13 protein-coding genes are annotated in these 15792 nt (G+C 63.3%); 3 read left to right on the top strand and 10 right to left on the bottom strand.

Features of this window, described 5'->3' with window-relative positions; all coding sequences use genetic code 11:
• Positions 1–187 precede the first annotated feature (187 nt).
• Complete coding sequence (locus WH303_RS16830) at positions 188–1696, top strand: Ppx/GppA phosphatase family protein (RefSeq protein ID WP_445228305.1); 1509 nt, start codon at positions 188–190, stop codon at positions 1694–1696.
• A gap of 51 nt (positions 1697–1747) precedes the next feature.
• Here WH303_RS16830 and WH303_RS16835 read toward each other — a convergent pair whose 3' ends face one another.
• From WH303_RS16835 to WH303_RS16860, 6 genes are all read right to left on the bottom strand, one after another.
• Positions 1748–2719, bottom strand: a complete 972-nt coding sequence (locus WH303_RS16835; RefSeq protein WP_445228301.1) for a 2-hydroxyacid dehydrogenase — start codon at positions 2717–2719, stop codon at positions 1748–1750.
• 198 nt (positions 2720–2917) lie between these two features.
• Positions 2918–3748 carry a GNAT family N-acetyltransferase gene (locus WH303_RS16840; protein ID WP_339519894.1) on the bottom strand — a complete coding sequence of 277 codons (831 nt, stop codon included), beginning with the start codon at positions 3746–3748 and terminating at the stop codon, positions 2918–2920.
• A gap of 198 nt (positions 3749–3946) precedes the next feature.
• Positions 3947–5281 (bottom strand): phosphoglucosamine mutase, encoded by a 1335-nt coding sequence (gene glmM, locus WH303_RS16845; RefSeq protein WP_339519895.1) that lies wholly within the window; start codon positions 5279–5281, stop codon positions 3947–3949.
• 108 nt (positions 5282–5389) lie between these two features.
• The gene (folP, locus tag WH303_RS16850; RefSeq protein ID WP_445228302.1) at positions 5390–6247 is read right to left on the bottom strand and encodes a dihydropteroate synthase; all 858 of its coding nucleotides are present in this window, start codon (positions 6245–6247) and stop codon (positions 5390–5392) included.
• A gap of 66 nt (positions 6248–6313) precedes the next feature.
• The gene (gene ftsH, locus WH303_RS16855; RefSeq protein ID WP_021026580.1) at positions 6314–8236 is read right to left on the bottom strand and encodes an ATP-dependent zinc metalloprotease FtsH; all 1923 of its coding nucleotides are present in this window, start codon (positions 8234–8236) and stop codon (positions 6314–6316) included.
• 196 nt (positions 8237–8432) lie between these two features.
• Positions 8433–9101 (bottom strand): RlmE family RNA methyltransferase, encoded by a 669-nt coding sequence (locus tag WH303_RS16860; RefSeq protein ID WP_021026579.1) that lies wholly within the window; start codon positions 9099–9101, stop codon positions 8433–8435.
• A gap of 32 nt (positions 9102–9133) precedes the next feature.
• Between WH303_RS16860 and WH303_RS16865 the strand changes: the two genes are divergently transcribed.
• Both WH303_RS16865 and WH303_RS16870 read left to right on the top strand, forming a co-directional pair.
• Complete coding sequence (locus WH303_RS16865) at positions 9134–9607, top strand: YhbY family RNA-binding protein (protein ID WP_021026578.1); 474 nt, start codon at positions 9134–9136, stop codon at positions 9605–9607.
• A 25-nt stretch (positions 9608–9632) separates the two neighbouring features.
• Positions 9633–10352: a hypothetical protein gene (locus tag WH303_RS16870; protein WP_021026577.1), complete on the top strand. Its 720-nt coding sequence runs from the start codon at positions 9633–9635 to the stop codon at positions 10350–10352.
• Positions 10353–10438: 86 nt separating this feature from the next.
• Here the strand turns inward: WH303_RS16870 and WH303_RS16875 are convergent, their stop codons facing one another.
• The 4 genes from WH303_RS16875 to carB all read right to left on the bottom strand — a co-directional run bounded on the left by WH303_RS16875 (position 10439) and on the right by carB (position 15728).
• The gene (locus WH303_RS16875) at positions 10439–11323 is read right to left on the bottom strand and encodes a Kdo hydroxylase family protein (protein ID WP_339519897.1); all 885 of its coding nucleotides are present in this window, start codon (positions 11321–11323) and stop codon (positions 10439–10441) included.
• 46 nt (positions 11324–11369) lie between these two features.
• Positions 11370–11789 (bottom strand): DUF4149 domain-containing protein, encoded by a 420-nt coding sequence (locus WH303_RS16880; protein ID WP_339519899.1) that lies wholly within the window; start codon positions 11787–11789, stop codon positions 11370–11372.
• A 30-nt stretch (positions 11790–11819) separates the two neighbouring features.
• Positions 11820–12296 carry a transcription elongation factor GreA gene (gene greA / locus WH303_RS16885; protein ID WP_027010824.1) on the bottom strand — a complete coding sequence of 159 codons (477 nt, stop codon included), beginning with the start codon at positions 12294–12296 and terminating at the stop codon, positions 11820–11822.
• A gap of 183 nt (positions 12297–12479) precedes the next feature.
• Positions 12480–15728 carry a carbamoyl-phosphate synthase large subunit gene (carB, locus tag WH303_RS16890; protein WP_021026573.1) on the bottom strand — a complete coding sequence of 1083 codons (3249 nt, stop codon included), beginning with the start codon at positions 15726–15728 and terminating at the stop codon, positions 12480–12482.
• Positions 15729–15792: the final 64 nt, after the last annotated feature.

The following is a 15792-nucleotide window of genomic DNA, read 5'->3' on the forward strand; positions in this document are numbered from 1 at the left end:
TTCACCCAATTTGCCCCGTACGGGGGTCGATGTCACACAACAACAGCGCACAGGATTGTCATATTAGATTCACGCGAAAGACTTACTTTTAAAGTTTTGTCAGCATGCCGCTGTATAGCGGAGTCACCTAGAGAGTCAGGTGCTATGCTGCCTGCCTCGACTGCAGAACCGATAGATGACGACACTTATGCTTGATGGCACCTTGCTTGCCGCGGTGGATCTGGGATCCAATAGTTTCCGCCTGGAAGTTGGCCGCTATGCCGCTGGCCATATTGAACGCGTGCAATATTTCAAGGAGATGGTGCGCCAGGGCGCCGGCCTCGATGAGCAAGGCCTGCTGACGGCCGAGGCCATGCAGCGCGGCTGGGACTGCCTGGCCCGCTTTGCCGAGCGCCTGCAGGGCTTTCCTGCCGCCCATGTGCGCGCCGTAGCCACCCAGACCTTGCGCGAGGCGCGCAACAGCGATGTCTTCATCCAGCGCGCCAACCAGATTCTGGGCTACCCGATCAGCATCATCTCCGGGCCCGAAGAAGCGCGCCTGATCTACCAGGGCGCGGCCCACTCGCTGCCCCCGTCGGACGAGCGCCGCCTGGTGGTCGATATCGGCGGCCGCTCCACCGAGCTGATCCTGGGCCAGCGCTACAGCTCGCAGCGCGTGGCCTCCTTCCCCGTGGGCAGCGTGGCCTGGTCGTTGCGTTATTTTCCCCAGGGTGAATTCAGCAAATCGGCGCTGAAAACCGCGCAGATCGCCGCGCAGGCGGTGATGGAAGAAGCAGCCCACCATTTTGTGCCCGGCAGCTGGGACTGCGCCTATGGCACCTCGGGCACGGCCAACGCGATTGCCGATGTGCTGGCGCTGCACGGCGGCCAGCCCGACGTGGTGACGCGCGAGCAGCTGCACTGGCTCTGCGACCAATTGCTGGCTGCCGGCAATGCCAGCGAGCTGCGGCTTGAAGGCCTCAAGGAAGAGCGCCGCGCAGTGATTGGCGGCGGCGTGACCGTGCTGTGCGCAGTGTTTGATCTGCTGCAGATCCAGGAGCTGCGCATTGCCAGCGGCGCGCTGCGCCAAGGCCTGCTGCGCGACATGGTGCAGCACGAGGAATTCAGCGATATCCGCCACCGCACGATCGCCGCGCTCAAGGAGCGCTACCAGGTCGATCGCACGCAAGCGGGCCGCGTGCAGCGCACTGCCGCCACCTTGTACGAGCAGGCACGCCGCTATGCGGGAGCAACCGCGCCGGCCGAGCTGCAGTCGCCCATGCTCGACTGGGCCAGCCAGCTCCATGAGATCGGCTGCCTTATCTCGCACACCGACCACCACCACCACGGCGCCTATGTGCTGGGCCACAGCGATGTGCCCGGCTTTACCCAAACCGAGCTGTCCCACCTGGCAGCCCTGGTGCTGGCGCAGAGGGGCAAGCTGCGCAAGGTCGATGCCTTCTTGCAGGACCGCGATTTTGCGCTGGAGCTGCTGTGCCTGCGCCTCGCGACCCTGCTGTGCCATGCGCGCCGCGACCCGGCGCTCGACCAGATCTGCCTGCGCGACAAGACCGAAAAATGGTCGCTCAAGGTGGCCCCCGGCTGGGCCGAGCAGTTTCCGCAATCGGCCTACCTGCTGGGCGAAGAAGTGCTGGCCTGGCAGAAGACGCCCTACCCCTTCCAGTTCAAGCAGGCGCTGGGCATCACCGCCAAATAAGGCGCTACACACCCAGGCCGGTGACGGCCTGGGTGTTTTTTCTGCCGAGCCTTAAGCGCCCAGATTCACGGGCGCCACAGCGCCCTTACCCGAGAACACGCCCGTCAGGTTGCCGATGAACTGCGTCAGGCTCGCCTGGGTGGCCTCTGGCGACCAGCCCGCCACATGGGGCGTGATGAGGATGTTGGGCAGGTCGATCAGCGGCTCGGGGCGATGCGGCTCGCTCTCATAGACATCGATGCCGGCGCCAGCAATGGTGCCGTCCTTCAAGGCCGCAGCCAGCGCCAGTGTGTCCACCACCGAGCCCCGCGCAATATTGATCAGGTAGCCGCTCGGGCCCAGCGCCTGCAGAATCTCGGCATTGACCAGGTGCTTGGTGCCCGGGCCGCCCGGCGTGGCGCAGACCAGGATATCGGCCCAGCTGGCCAGCGCATGCAGCGAATCGAAATAGCGGTGGCCCACCCCTGCCTTGGGCTGGCGGTTGTGGTAGCCCACCGGCATGTCAAAGCCCTCGGCACGCCTGGCGATCTTCAGGCCGATATGACCCAGGCCCAGAATGCCCAGCTTCTTGCCCGACACGCTGGGCGGATGGGCCAGGCTGTAGCGGTCGACACCGGCGCGGGCCTGCTGGTCCAGGGTGCGGAAATTGCGCATGGACGCCAGAATCAGACCAAAGCTGTGGTCGGCCACGCTGGTGTCATTGGTGCCCGCCCCGGTCGCCAGCACAATGCCGCGCGCGCGCAGCGCATCCAGCGCCAAGCCTTCATAGCCCGCGCCCAAGGTGCAGGCCAGGCGCAGCTGCGGCATCTGGTCGATTTCTTCGGCCGTCAGGCCAATCGAGCCAATGGTCAACACGGCCTGCGCCTGGGCGCCGTGCGAGGCCACCGCGCTGGCGCGCAGCTCGGGGGTGGGTGCATACACCACCTCAGCATGCGCGCGAATCTGGTCGAGCAGCGGCTCGGCCATGGGGTTGAACACCAGCAAGGTAATCGGCGGTTGTGGGGATTGCGAGAGAGAGCTCACCATAGGTCCTTTGGATAGCAAAAAACACCGCCTGCAGCACAAGCAGTGTTTTGATTATGAGGACTTTCCACTAGGCCTATATGCATCCATTCTGTATGCCTACGTTGCCGCCTTGGAATGGACCCGAGAGGTGAACCGTCACTTGCGCCCGGCGTCCTTCGGAAGGGGAGGCGCAGCGCTTGCAAGCGGCTTGCGCCATCAACCCAGAAAGTGCTTGCGGTAGCGCGCAGGCAGGCGGTCGAGCTGCATCAGCATCGGCAGATCGGCGGTATTGAAGTCTGGATCCCAGGCCGGCGCACCGATCACCTCGGTGCCGACGCGCAGATAGCCCTTGATCAGCGCAGGCGGCTCCACATCGACCTGGTCGTTGAGTTGCTCCAGGGGCAGCGGCAGGTGCGGCACGACGCTGTATTCATGGGAGATCTGGCCCTTGGCCAGCAGTTGGCGCCAGATGCTGGCAGCGGCATCACCACTGACAATCCCGTTGTGCCACATGGGGATGCTCGCGCAGCCCATCATCACATCGAGCTTGTTGCGCAGCATGAAGCTGGCCAGCGCGCCCCACAGCGCCATGATCACCCCGCCCTGGCGGTAGTCCGGATGCACGCAGCTGCGGCCGAGTTCCACCATGCGCGGGCGCAATGCATCAATGGCGCTCAGGTCAAACTCTCCGTCAGAATAGGTGCGGCCGGCGCGCAAGGCCTGGGCGGGGGTCAGCAGGCGGTAGGTGCCGATCACCTGCTTGCTCTGGCCCTGGCGCACCAGCAGGTGCTCGCAGTAGTCATCAAAGCCATCGACATCATGGCCTTCCAGGCTGGTTTGCAGCTGCGCGCCCATCTCGCCGGCAAAAATCTGGTGGCGCAGGCGCTGGGCTTCGCGCACCTCGTCGAGGTGGCAGGCCCAGGAGACCTCGATGTCCAGCGGGTTGGCCGCCGCGGCGGTTGCAGGCAGGGTCGCCTGCGGTTTCGGCGCCGAGGGCGTGACAATGGCGGTCTCGGATGCGCTGAAAAAGCTGTGTTTGTTGTGCATGGCAGAGCTCCTGTAGCGCCCTGCCGCCCTTGCATGGTGCCAGACCGCCGTGCGGCCCCGGCTGCTCGACGGGCTGATACAGAGCGCTTTCAGTGTCCTGCCCGCAGATGACAGCGCCATGTGCAAAACATGACAGTTGCATGAAGGTGCACTCCTACAACAACTGCCTTCAAAACACTGCTTACACGCAGCTACACATCAGGACTGGCGGGCTACCTCGGCCAATTGTTCCGCACAGCGGCTGGCCTGGGCCGCATCAAAGGCCTCGACCATCACGCGCAGCAGCGGCTCGGTACCGCTGGGCCGGATCAGCACCCGGCCCTGGCCGGCAAAGTCGTCGGTGATGCTGCGCTCGAGTTCAAACAGCTTGTTGTTGTTGCGCCAGTCCTGGCCCGGCTGCAGCCGCACATTGAGCAGCACCTGGGGGCACAGATCCACGCCATCGAGCTGCTCGGCCACGCTCTGGTTGCGGCTCACGCAGGCTTGCAGCACCTGCAGGGCACTCACCAGGCCATCGCCGGTGGTGTGCTTGTCCAGCGCCAGCAGGTGGCCCGAGCTCTCACCGCCCAGCACCCAGTTGCGGCGCTGCAGCTCTTCGAGCACATAACGGTCACCGACCTTGGCACGCACCAGCTCCACGCCCTGCTTTTGCAAGGCGGTTTCCACCGCCAGGTTGGTCATCAAGGTGCCCACGACGCCGGGCAGCTTCTTGCCCCGGCGCAGGCGGTCCATGGCCATCAGGTAGAGCAACTCATCGCCGTTGTAGAGCCGGCCCTTGGCATCGACCAGTTGCAGCCGATCGGCATCGCCATCGAGCGCCACGCCCAGATCGGCGCCGTTGGAGCGCACCGAGCGCACCAGCGCATCGGGATGGGTGGCCCCCACATCCTGGTTGATGTTGAGGCCGTCCGGATTGCAGCCAATGGTGATGACCTCGGCGCCCAGCTCATGGAAGACCTTGGGCGCAATATGGTAGGCCGCGCCGTGGGCTGCATCGACCACGATCTTGAGGCCGCGCAAGGTCAGCCGGTGGTCAAAGGTGCTCTTGCAGAATTCGATATAGCGGCCTGCAGCATCATCGAGGCGGCGGGCCTTGCCCAGCGCTGCGGAGGGCACCCAGTCAAAGCCCTCCATCAGAGCCGCTTCCACCGACTCTTCCCAGCTGTCGGGCAGCTTGGCGCCTTCGGCGCTGAAGAACTTGATGCCGTTGTCGTCAAAGGGGTTGTGGCTGGCGCTGATGACCACACCCAGGCTGGCGCGCTGGGCGCGCGTGAGGTAGGCCACGCCCGGGGTCGGCAACGGGCCCAGCAGAACCACATCGACACCGGCCGAATTGAGTCCCGACTCCAGCGCGCTCTCAAGCATATAGCCCGAGATGCGCGTGTCCTTGCCGATCAGCACCGTCGGGCGCTCCTGCTCGCGGCGCAGCACCCGGCCCACGGCATGGCCCAGGCGCAGCACAAAGTCAGGGGTGATCGGTGGCTTGCCTACCGTGCCACGGATGCCATCGGTTCCAAAATACTGTCGTGCCATAGTGTTCTTGCTTGTGGGGGGCCTGAGAGAAAGTGAAAACGCGCCATCGGTGGTGTATGGCGCAGTAGCAGTGTAGCGCCTGACCAACGATGCCAGGCGCAAACCGCGTCAGCCCTGGGTATCCAAAGATTGCGGGGCGCGCATCGCCTGCAGCACGGCCAGCGCATCGCAGGTCTCGCGTACATCGTGCACACGCACAATGGCCGCGCCATGCTCGACCGACAGCAGCGCCGCCGCAATGCTGGCGGGCATGCGCTCGGCCACCACCCGCCCCGTCACCTTGCCCAGCGAGCCCTTGCGCGACCAGCCCGCCAGCAGCGGGTAGCCGGCCGCAGCCAGCCGGGGCTGCTGCTGCAGCAGCGCAAAGTTCTGGCCCGGGCTTTTGCCAAAGCCGGTGCCGGCATCCCAGACGATGCGTTCGGTCTGCACACCCAGCGCCTCCAGGCTGCGGGTCTGGGTCTGCAAAAAATCCAGCACCTCGGCCGCCACATCGCCCAGAGCGGCCATGTGCTCCTGGTGCATGGTCTGCGGATCGGCATGCATGTGCATCAGACAGACGCCGCATTGCGGGTGGGCCGCAACCACCGCCTGCGCGCCTGGCTGGCGCAACGCCCAGATGTCGTTGATGATGTCCGCGCCTAGATCCAGCACCGCCTGCATCACCTCGGGCTTGTAGGTATCGACCGAGATCGGCACCTGCAAGGCCACCGCAGCCTTGACCACCGGCAGCACCCGGCGCAACTCTTCGTCCAGCGGCACCGCAGGGCTGCCCGGGCGGGTGGACTCACCGCCAATGTCCAGGATATGCGCGCCATCAGCCAGCAGCTTTTCCGCATGGATCATCGCGGCCGAGACGCCCTCGTGGCTGCCGCCGTCCGAGAACGAGTCCGGCGTGACATTGACGATGCCCATCACTTGCGGCGCAGTCAGGTCAATACGAAAGCGGGTGGTTTGCCAGTGGCGCATCAGAGGTGTCCTTTAAAAATAAGAAAAGCGCTCGGGCAGAGCGCTTTTCGCCAGGGTCTGTCGTGATCAGACCGGGGTGTGTGCCGGCTCCGTCACCACGGTGGGGCTGCCGCCTGCGCCGCCGTCATTGCTGCTCGACGGTGGGTTGCGTGGCGTCCAGTCCTTGGGCGGGCGCGGTGCCTTGCCCGCCATGATGTCGTCCAGCTGCTCGGCATCGATGGTTTCCCACTCCAGCATGGCCTTGGCCATCGCATGCATCTTGTCGCTGTGCTCTTCGATCAGGCGGCGCGCCAGACCATATTGCTCATCGATGATGCGGCGCACTTCGGCGTCCACCTTCTGCATGGTCTCTTCGCTGATGTTGCTGGGCTTGCTCATCGAGCGGCCCAGGAAGGGCTCGCCTTCCTGCTCGGCGTAGACCATCGGGCCCAGCGCATCGGTCATGCCGTAGCGGGTCACCATGTCGCGCGCCAGCTGGGTGGCCTTGTTGAAGTCGTCCGATGCACCCGTGGTCATCTGGTTCATGAAGACTTCTTCAGCAATCCGGCCGCCAAACAGCATCGCGATACGGCTCAGTGCCCATTCCTTGTCGTAACCGTAGCGGTCCTTCTCGGGCAGCGTGAAGGTCACGCCCAGCGCACGGCCACGCGGCACGATGGTGACCTTGTGCACCGGATCGCACTTGGGCAGCAGCTTGCCGATCAGCGCGTGGCCGGCTTCGTGGTAGGCGGTGTTCTTCAGCTCTTCGGGGTCCATCACCGCAGACTTGCGCTCTGGGCCCATGAAGATCTTGTCCTTGGCCTTTTCGAAGTCCTGCATCTCCACGGTGCGTGCGTTACGGCGGGCAGCCATCAGCGCAGCTTCGTTGCAGAGGTTGGCCAGATCAGCACCGGACATGCCGGGCGTGCCACGGGCGATGATGTTGGGGTTCACATCCTGGCCCACCGGGATCTTGCGCATGTGCACATTCAGGATCTGTTCGCGGCCACGCACATCGGGCAGGGTCACGTAGACCTGGCGGTCAAAGCGGCCTGGGCGCAGCAAGGCGGCATCGAGAATGTCGGGGCGGTTGGTGGCAGCCACCACGATCACGCCCATATTGGTCTCGAAACCATCCATCTCGACCAGCATCTGGTTCAGGGTCTGCTCGCGCTCGTCGTTGCCACCGCCCATGCCGGCGCCACGCTGGCGGCCGACGGCGTCGATTTCGTCGATGAAGATGATGCAAGGCGCATTCTTCTTGGCGTTCTCGAACATGTCGCGCACGCGGGCCGCGCCCACGCCGACAAACATTTCGACGAAGTCCGAACCCGAGATCGAGAAGAACGGCACCTTGGCTTCGCCGGCAATGGACTTGGCCAGCAAGGTCTTACCGGTACCGGGAGGGCCGACCAGCAGCAGACCACGGGGAATGCGGCCGCCGAGCTTTTGGAACTTGTTGGGGTCTTTGAGGAAGTCGACGACTTCCTTGACTTCTTCCTTGGCCTCGTCGCAACCGGCCACATCGGCAAAGGTGACGCTGTTGTTGTTTTCGTCGAGCATGCGCGCCTTGGACTTGCCAAAGCTGAATGCACCGCCCTTGCCGCCGCCTTGCATCTGGCGCATGAAGTAGACCCAGACGCCGATCAGCAGCAGCATCGGGCCCCAGCTGATCAGCAGGCTCATCAGCAGCGAGCCTTCTTCGCGCTCCTTCACGTCAAACTTGACGTTGTTGTTGATCAGGTCGCCAATCAGGCCACGGTCCATGTAGGTCGCCGTGGTCTGGAGCTTGCGATCGTCGCCCGTGGTCGCCGTGATCACCGTGCCGGCAGGGCTTTCCTGCAGGGTCGCAGTCTTGATGCGGCCATTGCGGACATCTTGCAAAAACTCGGAATACGGGATCTTGTTCGCGCTGGCGCCTGCACGGTTGTCCAATTGCTTGAACACGGTGAACAGCACCATGGCAATGACAAGCCATACGGCGATCTTAGAAAACCACTGATTGTTCAAGGGGGCTCCAGTAGTAGGAAATCGGGAAAGACACAGAATCTGTTATGTCAGATATGCACTATTTTAGGACTTTCAAGGGTCAATGCTTGCGCTTTCCCCTTGGTGGCACGCAGGATTGCTCAGTAAAGCCTATTGTCTCAGTGTTTCAGCGCCCTCTGTGCATGCCGCACTAAAGCAGGCAGTTTGCCAAGGGTGCTCAGCGCTGCGCCTCGGGCTTGAGGCGCATGCCGATCAAATAGGTTTCCGAGGATTTATCGCGCGAGGCCTTGGGTTTGTAAGGCTTGACCACCTGGAAGGTCTGCCTGAACAAATCCACCAGTTGCGAGTAACCACTGCCGTGGAACAGCTTGACCACCAAGGTGCCCTCGGGCTTCATGTGCTGGCAGGTAAAGTCCACGGCCAGCTCGATCAGATGCGAAATACGGGCGGCATCCACGTTCTCCACCCCTGACAGGTTGGGCGCCATGTCCGAGATCACCACATCGACGCGGCGCTTGGCCAAGGTTTTCTCCAGCTGGTCCAGCACTTCCTGCTCGCGGAAATCGCCCAGGATGAAGTCCACACCCTCGATGGGCTCCATCGGCAGCATGTCCAGCCCGATGATGGCACCATTGAGCTCCCCCACCGCAGCACCCTCGGGCGAGAGGCGGCGGCGCACGTACTGGCTCCAGGCGCCAGGCGTGGAGCCCAGATCGACCACCACATCGCCCGGCCGGATCAGCTTGAAATGCTCATCGATTTCCTTGAGCTTGTAGACCGCACGGGCGCGGTAGCCGTCTTTTTGCGCGGCCCGCACATAGGGGTCATTGATGTGCTGATTGAGCCAAGTCTTGTTGACCTTCTTGGTTTTAGTACTTACTTTCATGTTTTCTCCCCGGAGCCCCGATAATACGGGCTATGCCCCAAATACAACTCACTCCCGCCCAACGTCGCGAGCACCGCGCCGAAGCCCACCACCTCGACCCCGTGGTTCTGATTGGCGGTGACGGCTTGACCGAAGCCGTCGAAAAAGAGGTCGACCTGGCCCTGAATGCCCATGGCCTGATCAAAATCCGTGTTTTCTCCGATGACCGCGCCAACCGCGAGGCCATCTTCCTGAAGCTGACCGACTCGCTCAATGCAGCGCCTATCCAGCACATCGGCAAGCTGCTGGTCCTGTGGCGCCCGATGCCCGAGAAGGAAAAGCAACTCGACGAAGACCGCAAGGCCGGTCCGCGCGAAGTCAAGGTGCTCAAGTTCAGCAAGAACGTCTGGCAAAAGCCCGAAGTCAAGCAGATCCGCATCCTGGGTAACCAGCGCCTGACGGCCGGCGGCCAGGTCAAGCGCGCCAAGCCCAAGCAAAAGTCGATCAAAAAGCAGCAGGGCAGCTAGTGTGACCGATCGCCACATCCTTTGCATGAAATGGGGTACCAAATATGGCCCCGACTATGTCAATCGGCTGTACGCCATGGTTCGCCGCCATCTGAGTGGCGATTTTCGCTTTGTCTGCCTGACCGACGACACGCAAGGGATTCGCAGCGAAGTGGAATGCCACCCGATTCCGGACCTGAACATCCATCTGGCCCCCGGCCAGCGGGATGGCGCCTGGAAAAAGCTCACCACCTTCGAGCAGGACCTGTATGGTCTGCAAGGCCAGGCGCTGTTCCTGGACCTGGATGTGGTGATCGTCGGCAGCATCGATGAGTTCTTCACCCTGCCGGGTGAATTTCGCATCATCCATGACTACCCGCGTTTTTGGCGCTTTGGCGAGCGCATTGTCGGCAACTCTTCGGTCTACCGCTTCACCTTGGGCGCCCATGCCGATGTGCTGGCCAACTTCCGTGCCAACACCGAGCAGCTGCGCGCCCAGTACCGCAATGAGCAGGAGTACCTGTCGCATTTTCTGCACCAGCAGGGCAAGCTCGATTACTGGCCGGCTGCCTGGTGCCCGAGCTTCAAGTACTACTGCATCCCCACCTGGCCGAGCAACTACTGGAAGGAGCCGGTGCCGCCCGCCGATGCGCGCATCGTCATCTTCCACGGTGAGGTCAACCCGCCCGACGCGCTGCAAGGCCTGCGCAACAAGCGCTTCCACCATATCCAGCCGGCCCGCTGGATTGAAAAGGCCTGGGGCTAAGCCGCCCTGCGCATAAAAAACCAAAGGCGTTGATCCCTGCGATCAACGCCTTTTTTTGGCCCGCAGCGGGCTTTGGCGCAGCAGGTTTAGCGCTGGTCAGCTGCCACCAGCGCATGGCCCTGCATGCGCGTCAAGATCGCCAGCGGGCTTGCATCGGGGTTGTATTCCTTGCCCGGGGGCAGGAAGAAAGTCTGCTCCAGCATGTACTGGCCCGACATCACCGCATGCACCGCCTGGTCCGAAAAGCAGACCCAGCTGGAGCCGGCAGCAAAGGGCACGGTCTCCTGCGGCGCATTGCGCTGGTAATCCATGTCGCCCTTCATGCCATCGTGCAGCTGCAGCATCAGGTGGTCGTATTCGCTGCGAAGCGACTTGGTCACATGCAGCATCGCCAAGGCCTTGGCCTGCCAGGCCACATAGGGCTTGGCGCGTGGCAAGAACTTGCGCGCCACATCCTCGAAAGGCTCACCCACACGCCAGACACGGGGCTGGCCATCGGGATTGACATTGCTGAACACGCGCAGGATGCGCTCGCCGTAGTTGGGCCGCGAGGGAAAGGCGTCGACATGCATGCGCTTGTCGTCGGCACGCCAGGACTGGGCACGGGTCTCGACCTGTGAGGGCCGGTAGCTCGTGGGCGCCATGCGCACCAGCGGCATGTAGTCGGGGAACAGACCGGCAATCAGCGCGGTGGCCTGCGCGCGAAAACGCGTGACCATGGCCGCCACGGCAGCCTGCGTGGCGGCATCACCGGCCACGCCCTTGATGCTGCCATCCACATTCAGGCTGATGTTGCGCGACTTGGGGTCGCGCACATCGGGGCGCAGCAGCGTCTTTTCCTGCTCGGAGAGCGCAAACGCGAGTTGGGGGAAATACAGCACCTTGCCCGATTCAACGGCGGCCGTCCATTCCGGACGGCCCGGTGTGTTGCGCCAGTCATTGGCGTCGATGGAAACGATGGGAGATTGCATGGCCCGCCCAGTGTAGCGCGGCGGCGGGCGATTGCCTTGGGCCAGATCAAGCCCGTGGTGCGGGTGCGGATGTCCGCCACAGCACAAGGGCCGCGCACAGCCACTGCAGCGCATACAGCAAGGTGCCCAGGCCGTGCCAGAGCTTGAGGTTCTCGCGCTGCACGATCTTGGGCGAGATGCCGTACTGCACGACCAGCGCCATCAGCATGCCGGCCAGCACAAAGCCCAATGCCGCGCGCGCCCAGCGCTCGATGGTGTTGCTGGCCTTGTCCTTGGCCAGCACCAGCAGCACCAAGCCGCAGGCCAGCGACACCCAGGTCTGCGCCGCAAACAGCTTGGCGGCCATGAAGCCCGCCATCGATGCCTGCGGCAGGTTGGCAAACAGCATGGGCACGGCCATGAAGCCGATGGCCGACAGACTGCCCCACCACAGGGCGGCTGCGAAAACGGGCAGACGGTTTTTCATCGCGGGCTCGGTGCGCAGTGGCCGATGGCTTTAGAGGTAGCGCACGGCCACGACTTCGTAGCGGCGCTCGCCACCGGGGGCCTGCACGACGGCGGTGTCGCCCTCTTCCTTGCCGATCAGCGCACGGGCAATCGGGCTGGAGACATTGATCAGGCCCTGCTTGAGGTCGGCCTCGTCTTCGCCGACGATCTGGTAGGTCACCGGATCGCCGCTGTCCTCATCGGCCAGGTCCACGGTCGCGCCAAACACCACCTTGCCGCCCGCGTCGAGCTGCGAGGGGTCGATGATCTGGGCGGCCGACAGCTTGGCCTCCACTTCCTGGATACGGCCTTCGATAAAGCCTTGGCGGTCTTTGGCCGCATCGTATTCGGCGTTTTCGCTCAGATCGCCATGCGAGCGAGCTTCCGCAATGGCCGCGATGACGCCGGGACGATCCACGGTCTTGAGGCGTTGCAGCTCTTCTTTGAGCTTTTCTGCACCGCGCTTGGTAATGGGGATAGTGGCCATCTCGGTCTCCACAAACAGTCGCGATGCCAGCGCTGTGGCTGGCATCTGATAGACATCATCCGCCTGCTATGCGGCGGGGGTTCAAAAGCAAACCGCCGCGCTGGGGAGCGCGGCGGTTGCGAGGCAGTCTCTATTATGCCGATTTTTGAGCCTTGCAACAAAAATCGGCCAACGGCGATGCGATCAGTGCTGCAAGCTGGCGTGCAGCTCCTGCACCGAGTACACCTCCAGGTCATCCATGTTGCGCAGGCCTTCGACAGCGGCCTCGGCCCCAAAGATGGTCGTGAAGGTGGTCACGCGGGCCAGCAAAGCACTGGTGCGGATCGCACGCGAGTCGGCAATGGCGTTGCGGCGCTCTTCCACGGTGTTGATGACCATCGCAATTTCATTGTTCTTGATCATGTCCACGATGTGGGGACGGCCCTCGGTCACCTTGTTGACCGTTTGCACCTCGATACCGGCATCGGCAATCGCAGCCGCAGTGCCACGGGTGGCGCAGAGCTGGAAGCCCATGCTCGCCAGCTCCTTGGCAATCTGCACGGCGCGTGGCTTGTCGGCGTTCTTCACGGTCAGGAACACCTTGCCCGAGCGGGGCAGCTTGGTGCCTGCGCCCAGCTGGCTCTTGACATAGGCTTCGCCAAAGGTCTTGCCCACACCCATCACCTCACCCGTGGACTTCATCTCGGGGCCGAGGATGGTGTCCACACCGGGGAACTTGACAAACGGGAACACGGCTTCCTTGACGCTGAAGTACGGAGGCGTCACTTCCTGGGTGATGCCCTGCTCTTCGAGCGTGTCGCCCACCATGCAGCGTGCGGCCACCTTGGCCAGCTGGATGCCGGTGGCCTTGGAGACAAAAGGCACGGTACGCGATGCGCGAGGATTCACTTCCAGCACATAGATGATGTCCTTGCCGTCGCGCTCCTGGATCGCGAACTGCACGTTCATCAGGCCCACCACGTTCAGGCCTTCGGCCATGGCTGCGGTCTGGCGCTTGATCTCGTCGACCGTCGCCTTGCTCAGGTAGTAAGGCGGCAGCGAGCAGGCCGAGTCACCGGAGTGCACGCCCGCTTGCTCGATGTGCTCCATCACGCCGCCGATGAACACCTTGCCGGTGCGGTCACGCACGCAGTCCACATCGCACTCGATGGCGTTGGACAGGAAGTGGTCCAGCAGCACGGGCGAGTCGTTGGAGACCTTGACCGCTTCACGCATGTAGCGCTCCAGATCACGCTCTTCGTGCACGATCTCCATCGCGCGGCCGCCCAGCACGTAGCTGGGACGCACCACCAGCGGGTAGCCCAGCTCGCGGGCGTGCTCCATCGCCTGCGCCTCGGTACGCGCGGTGGCGTTGGGCGGTTGGCGCAGGTTCAGCGTCTGCAGCATCTGCTGGAAACGCTCACGGTCTTCGGCCGCGTCGATCATGTCCGGCGTGGTGCCGACGATCGGCACACCGGCCTCTTCCAGCGCCAGCGCCAGCTTCAACGGGGTCTGGCCACCGTACTGCACGATCACGCCCACGGGCTTTTCAACGGCCACGATTTCCAGCACGTCTTCCAGAGTCACCGGCTCGAAGTAGAGGCGGTCCGAGGTGTCGTAGTCGGTCGAGACGGTTTCGGGGTTGCAGTTGACCATGATGGTTTCATAACCATCTTCGCGCATCGCGAGCGCGGCATGCACGCAGCAGTAGTCGAACTCGATACCCTGGCCAATGCGGTTGGGGCCGCCGCCGAGCACCATGATTTTTTTCTTGTCGCTGGGCTGGGCTTCGCACTCTTCGTCGTAGGTCGAGTACATGTAGGCCGTGTTGGTCGAGAACTCGGCCGCGCAGGTATCGACGCGCTTGAACACGGGGCGCACATTCAGCGCATGGCGCGCTTCGCGCACGGCCTTGTCGCTCGTGTGCAGCAGCTTGGCCAGACGGCGGTCGGAGAAGCCCTTTTGCTTGAGGCTGCGCAGATCATCGGCCGACAGTGCAGCCAGCGCCTTGTCGTCGCCCTGGGCTTCGGTGTGCTTGTCCAGTGCCAGCTCGAGCTTGACGATCTCCTCGATCTGCACCAGGAACCACTTGTCGATCTTGGTGATGTTGTGCACTTCATCGAGCGACCAGCCGGCGGCAAAGGCATCGCCCACATACCAGATACGGTCGGGACCGGGCTCGCCCAGTTCCTTTTCCAGGATCTCGCGGTCCTGGGTCTTTTCGTTCATGCCGTCCACGCCCACTTCCAGGCCGCGCAGCGCTTTCTGGAAGGACTCCTGGAAGGTACGGCCCATGGCCATCACTTCACCCACGGACTTCATCTGCGTGGTCAGGCGGTTGTCGGCCGTCGGGAATTTCTCGAAGGCAAAACGCGGGATCTTGGTGACCACGTAGTCGATGGTCGGCTCGAACGACGCGGGGGTCTTGCCACCGGTGATGTCGTTCTTCAACTCATCCAAGGTGAAGCCCACGGCCAGCTTGGCCGCGATCTTGGCAATCGGGAAACCCGTGGCCTTGGAGGCCAGTGCCGACGAACGCGAGACACGCGGGTTCATCTCGATGACGACCATCCGGCCATCCTTGGGGTTGATCGAGAACTGCACATTGGAGCCACCGGTGTCCACACCGATCTCGCGCAGCACGGCCAGCGAGGCATTGCGCAGGATCTGGTATTCCTTGTCGGTCAGGGTCTGGGCAGGGGCCACGGTGATCGAGTCACCGGTGTGCACGCCCATCGGGTCCAGGTTCTCGATCGAGCAGACGATGATGCAGTTGTCGGCGGTGTCGCGCACCACCTCCATCTCGTACTCTTTCCAGCCCAGCAGAGACTCTTCGATCAGCAGCTCGTTGGTGGGCGATGCCTCCAGACCGCGCTTGCAGATGACTTCGAACTCTTCGGGGTTGTAGGCAATGCCGCCGCCGGTGCCGCCCAGGGTGAAGCTGGGGCGGATCACGGTGGGGAAGCCCACCTGGCGCTGCACATCCCAGGCCTCTTCCATGCTGTGCGCAATGCCCGAGCGGGCCGAACCCAGCCCGATCTTGGTCATCGCGTCCTTGAACTTGAGACGGTCTTCTGCCTTGTCGATGGCTTCGGGCTTGGCGCCGATCAGCTCGACCTTGTACTTGTCGAGCACGCCGTTCTTCCACAGGTCCAGCGCGCAGTTCAGCGCGGTCTGGCCACCCATGGTCGGCAGGATGGCATCGGGGCGCTCCTTGGCGATGATCTTCTCGACCGTCTGCCAGGTGATGGGCTCGATATAGGTGACATCGGCTGTGGCCGGGTCGGTCATGATCGTCGCAGGGTTGCTGTTGATCAGGATGACCTTGTAGCCCTCCTCGCGCAGCGCCTTGCAGGCTTGCACGCCGGAGTAGTCGAATTCGCAGGCCTGGCCGATGATGATCGGGCCAGCGCCAATGATGAGAATGCTTTTGAGATCGGTGCGTTTAGACATGAGGCTCGCCTTGCAGTCGCGCGCGCTGGCTGGCTACCCTGGTAGGCAGCCGCCCAGCGCTGGG

Source organism: Comamonas sp. MYb69 (assembly GCF_037479315.1).
GTDB lineage: Bacteria > Pseudomonadota > Gammaproteobacteria > Burkholderiales > Burkholderiaceae_C > Comamonas.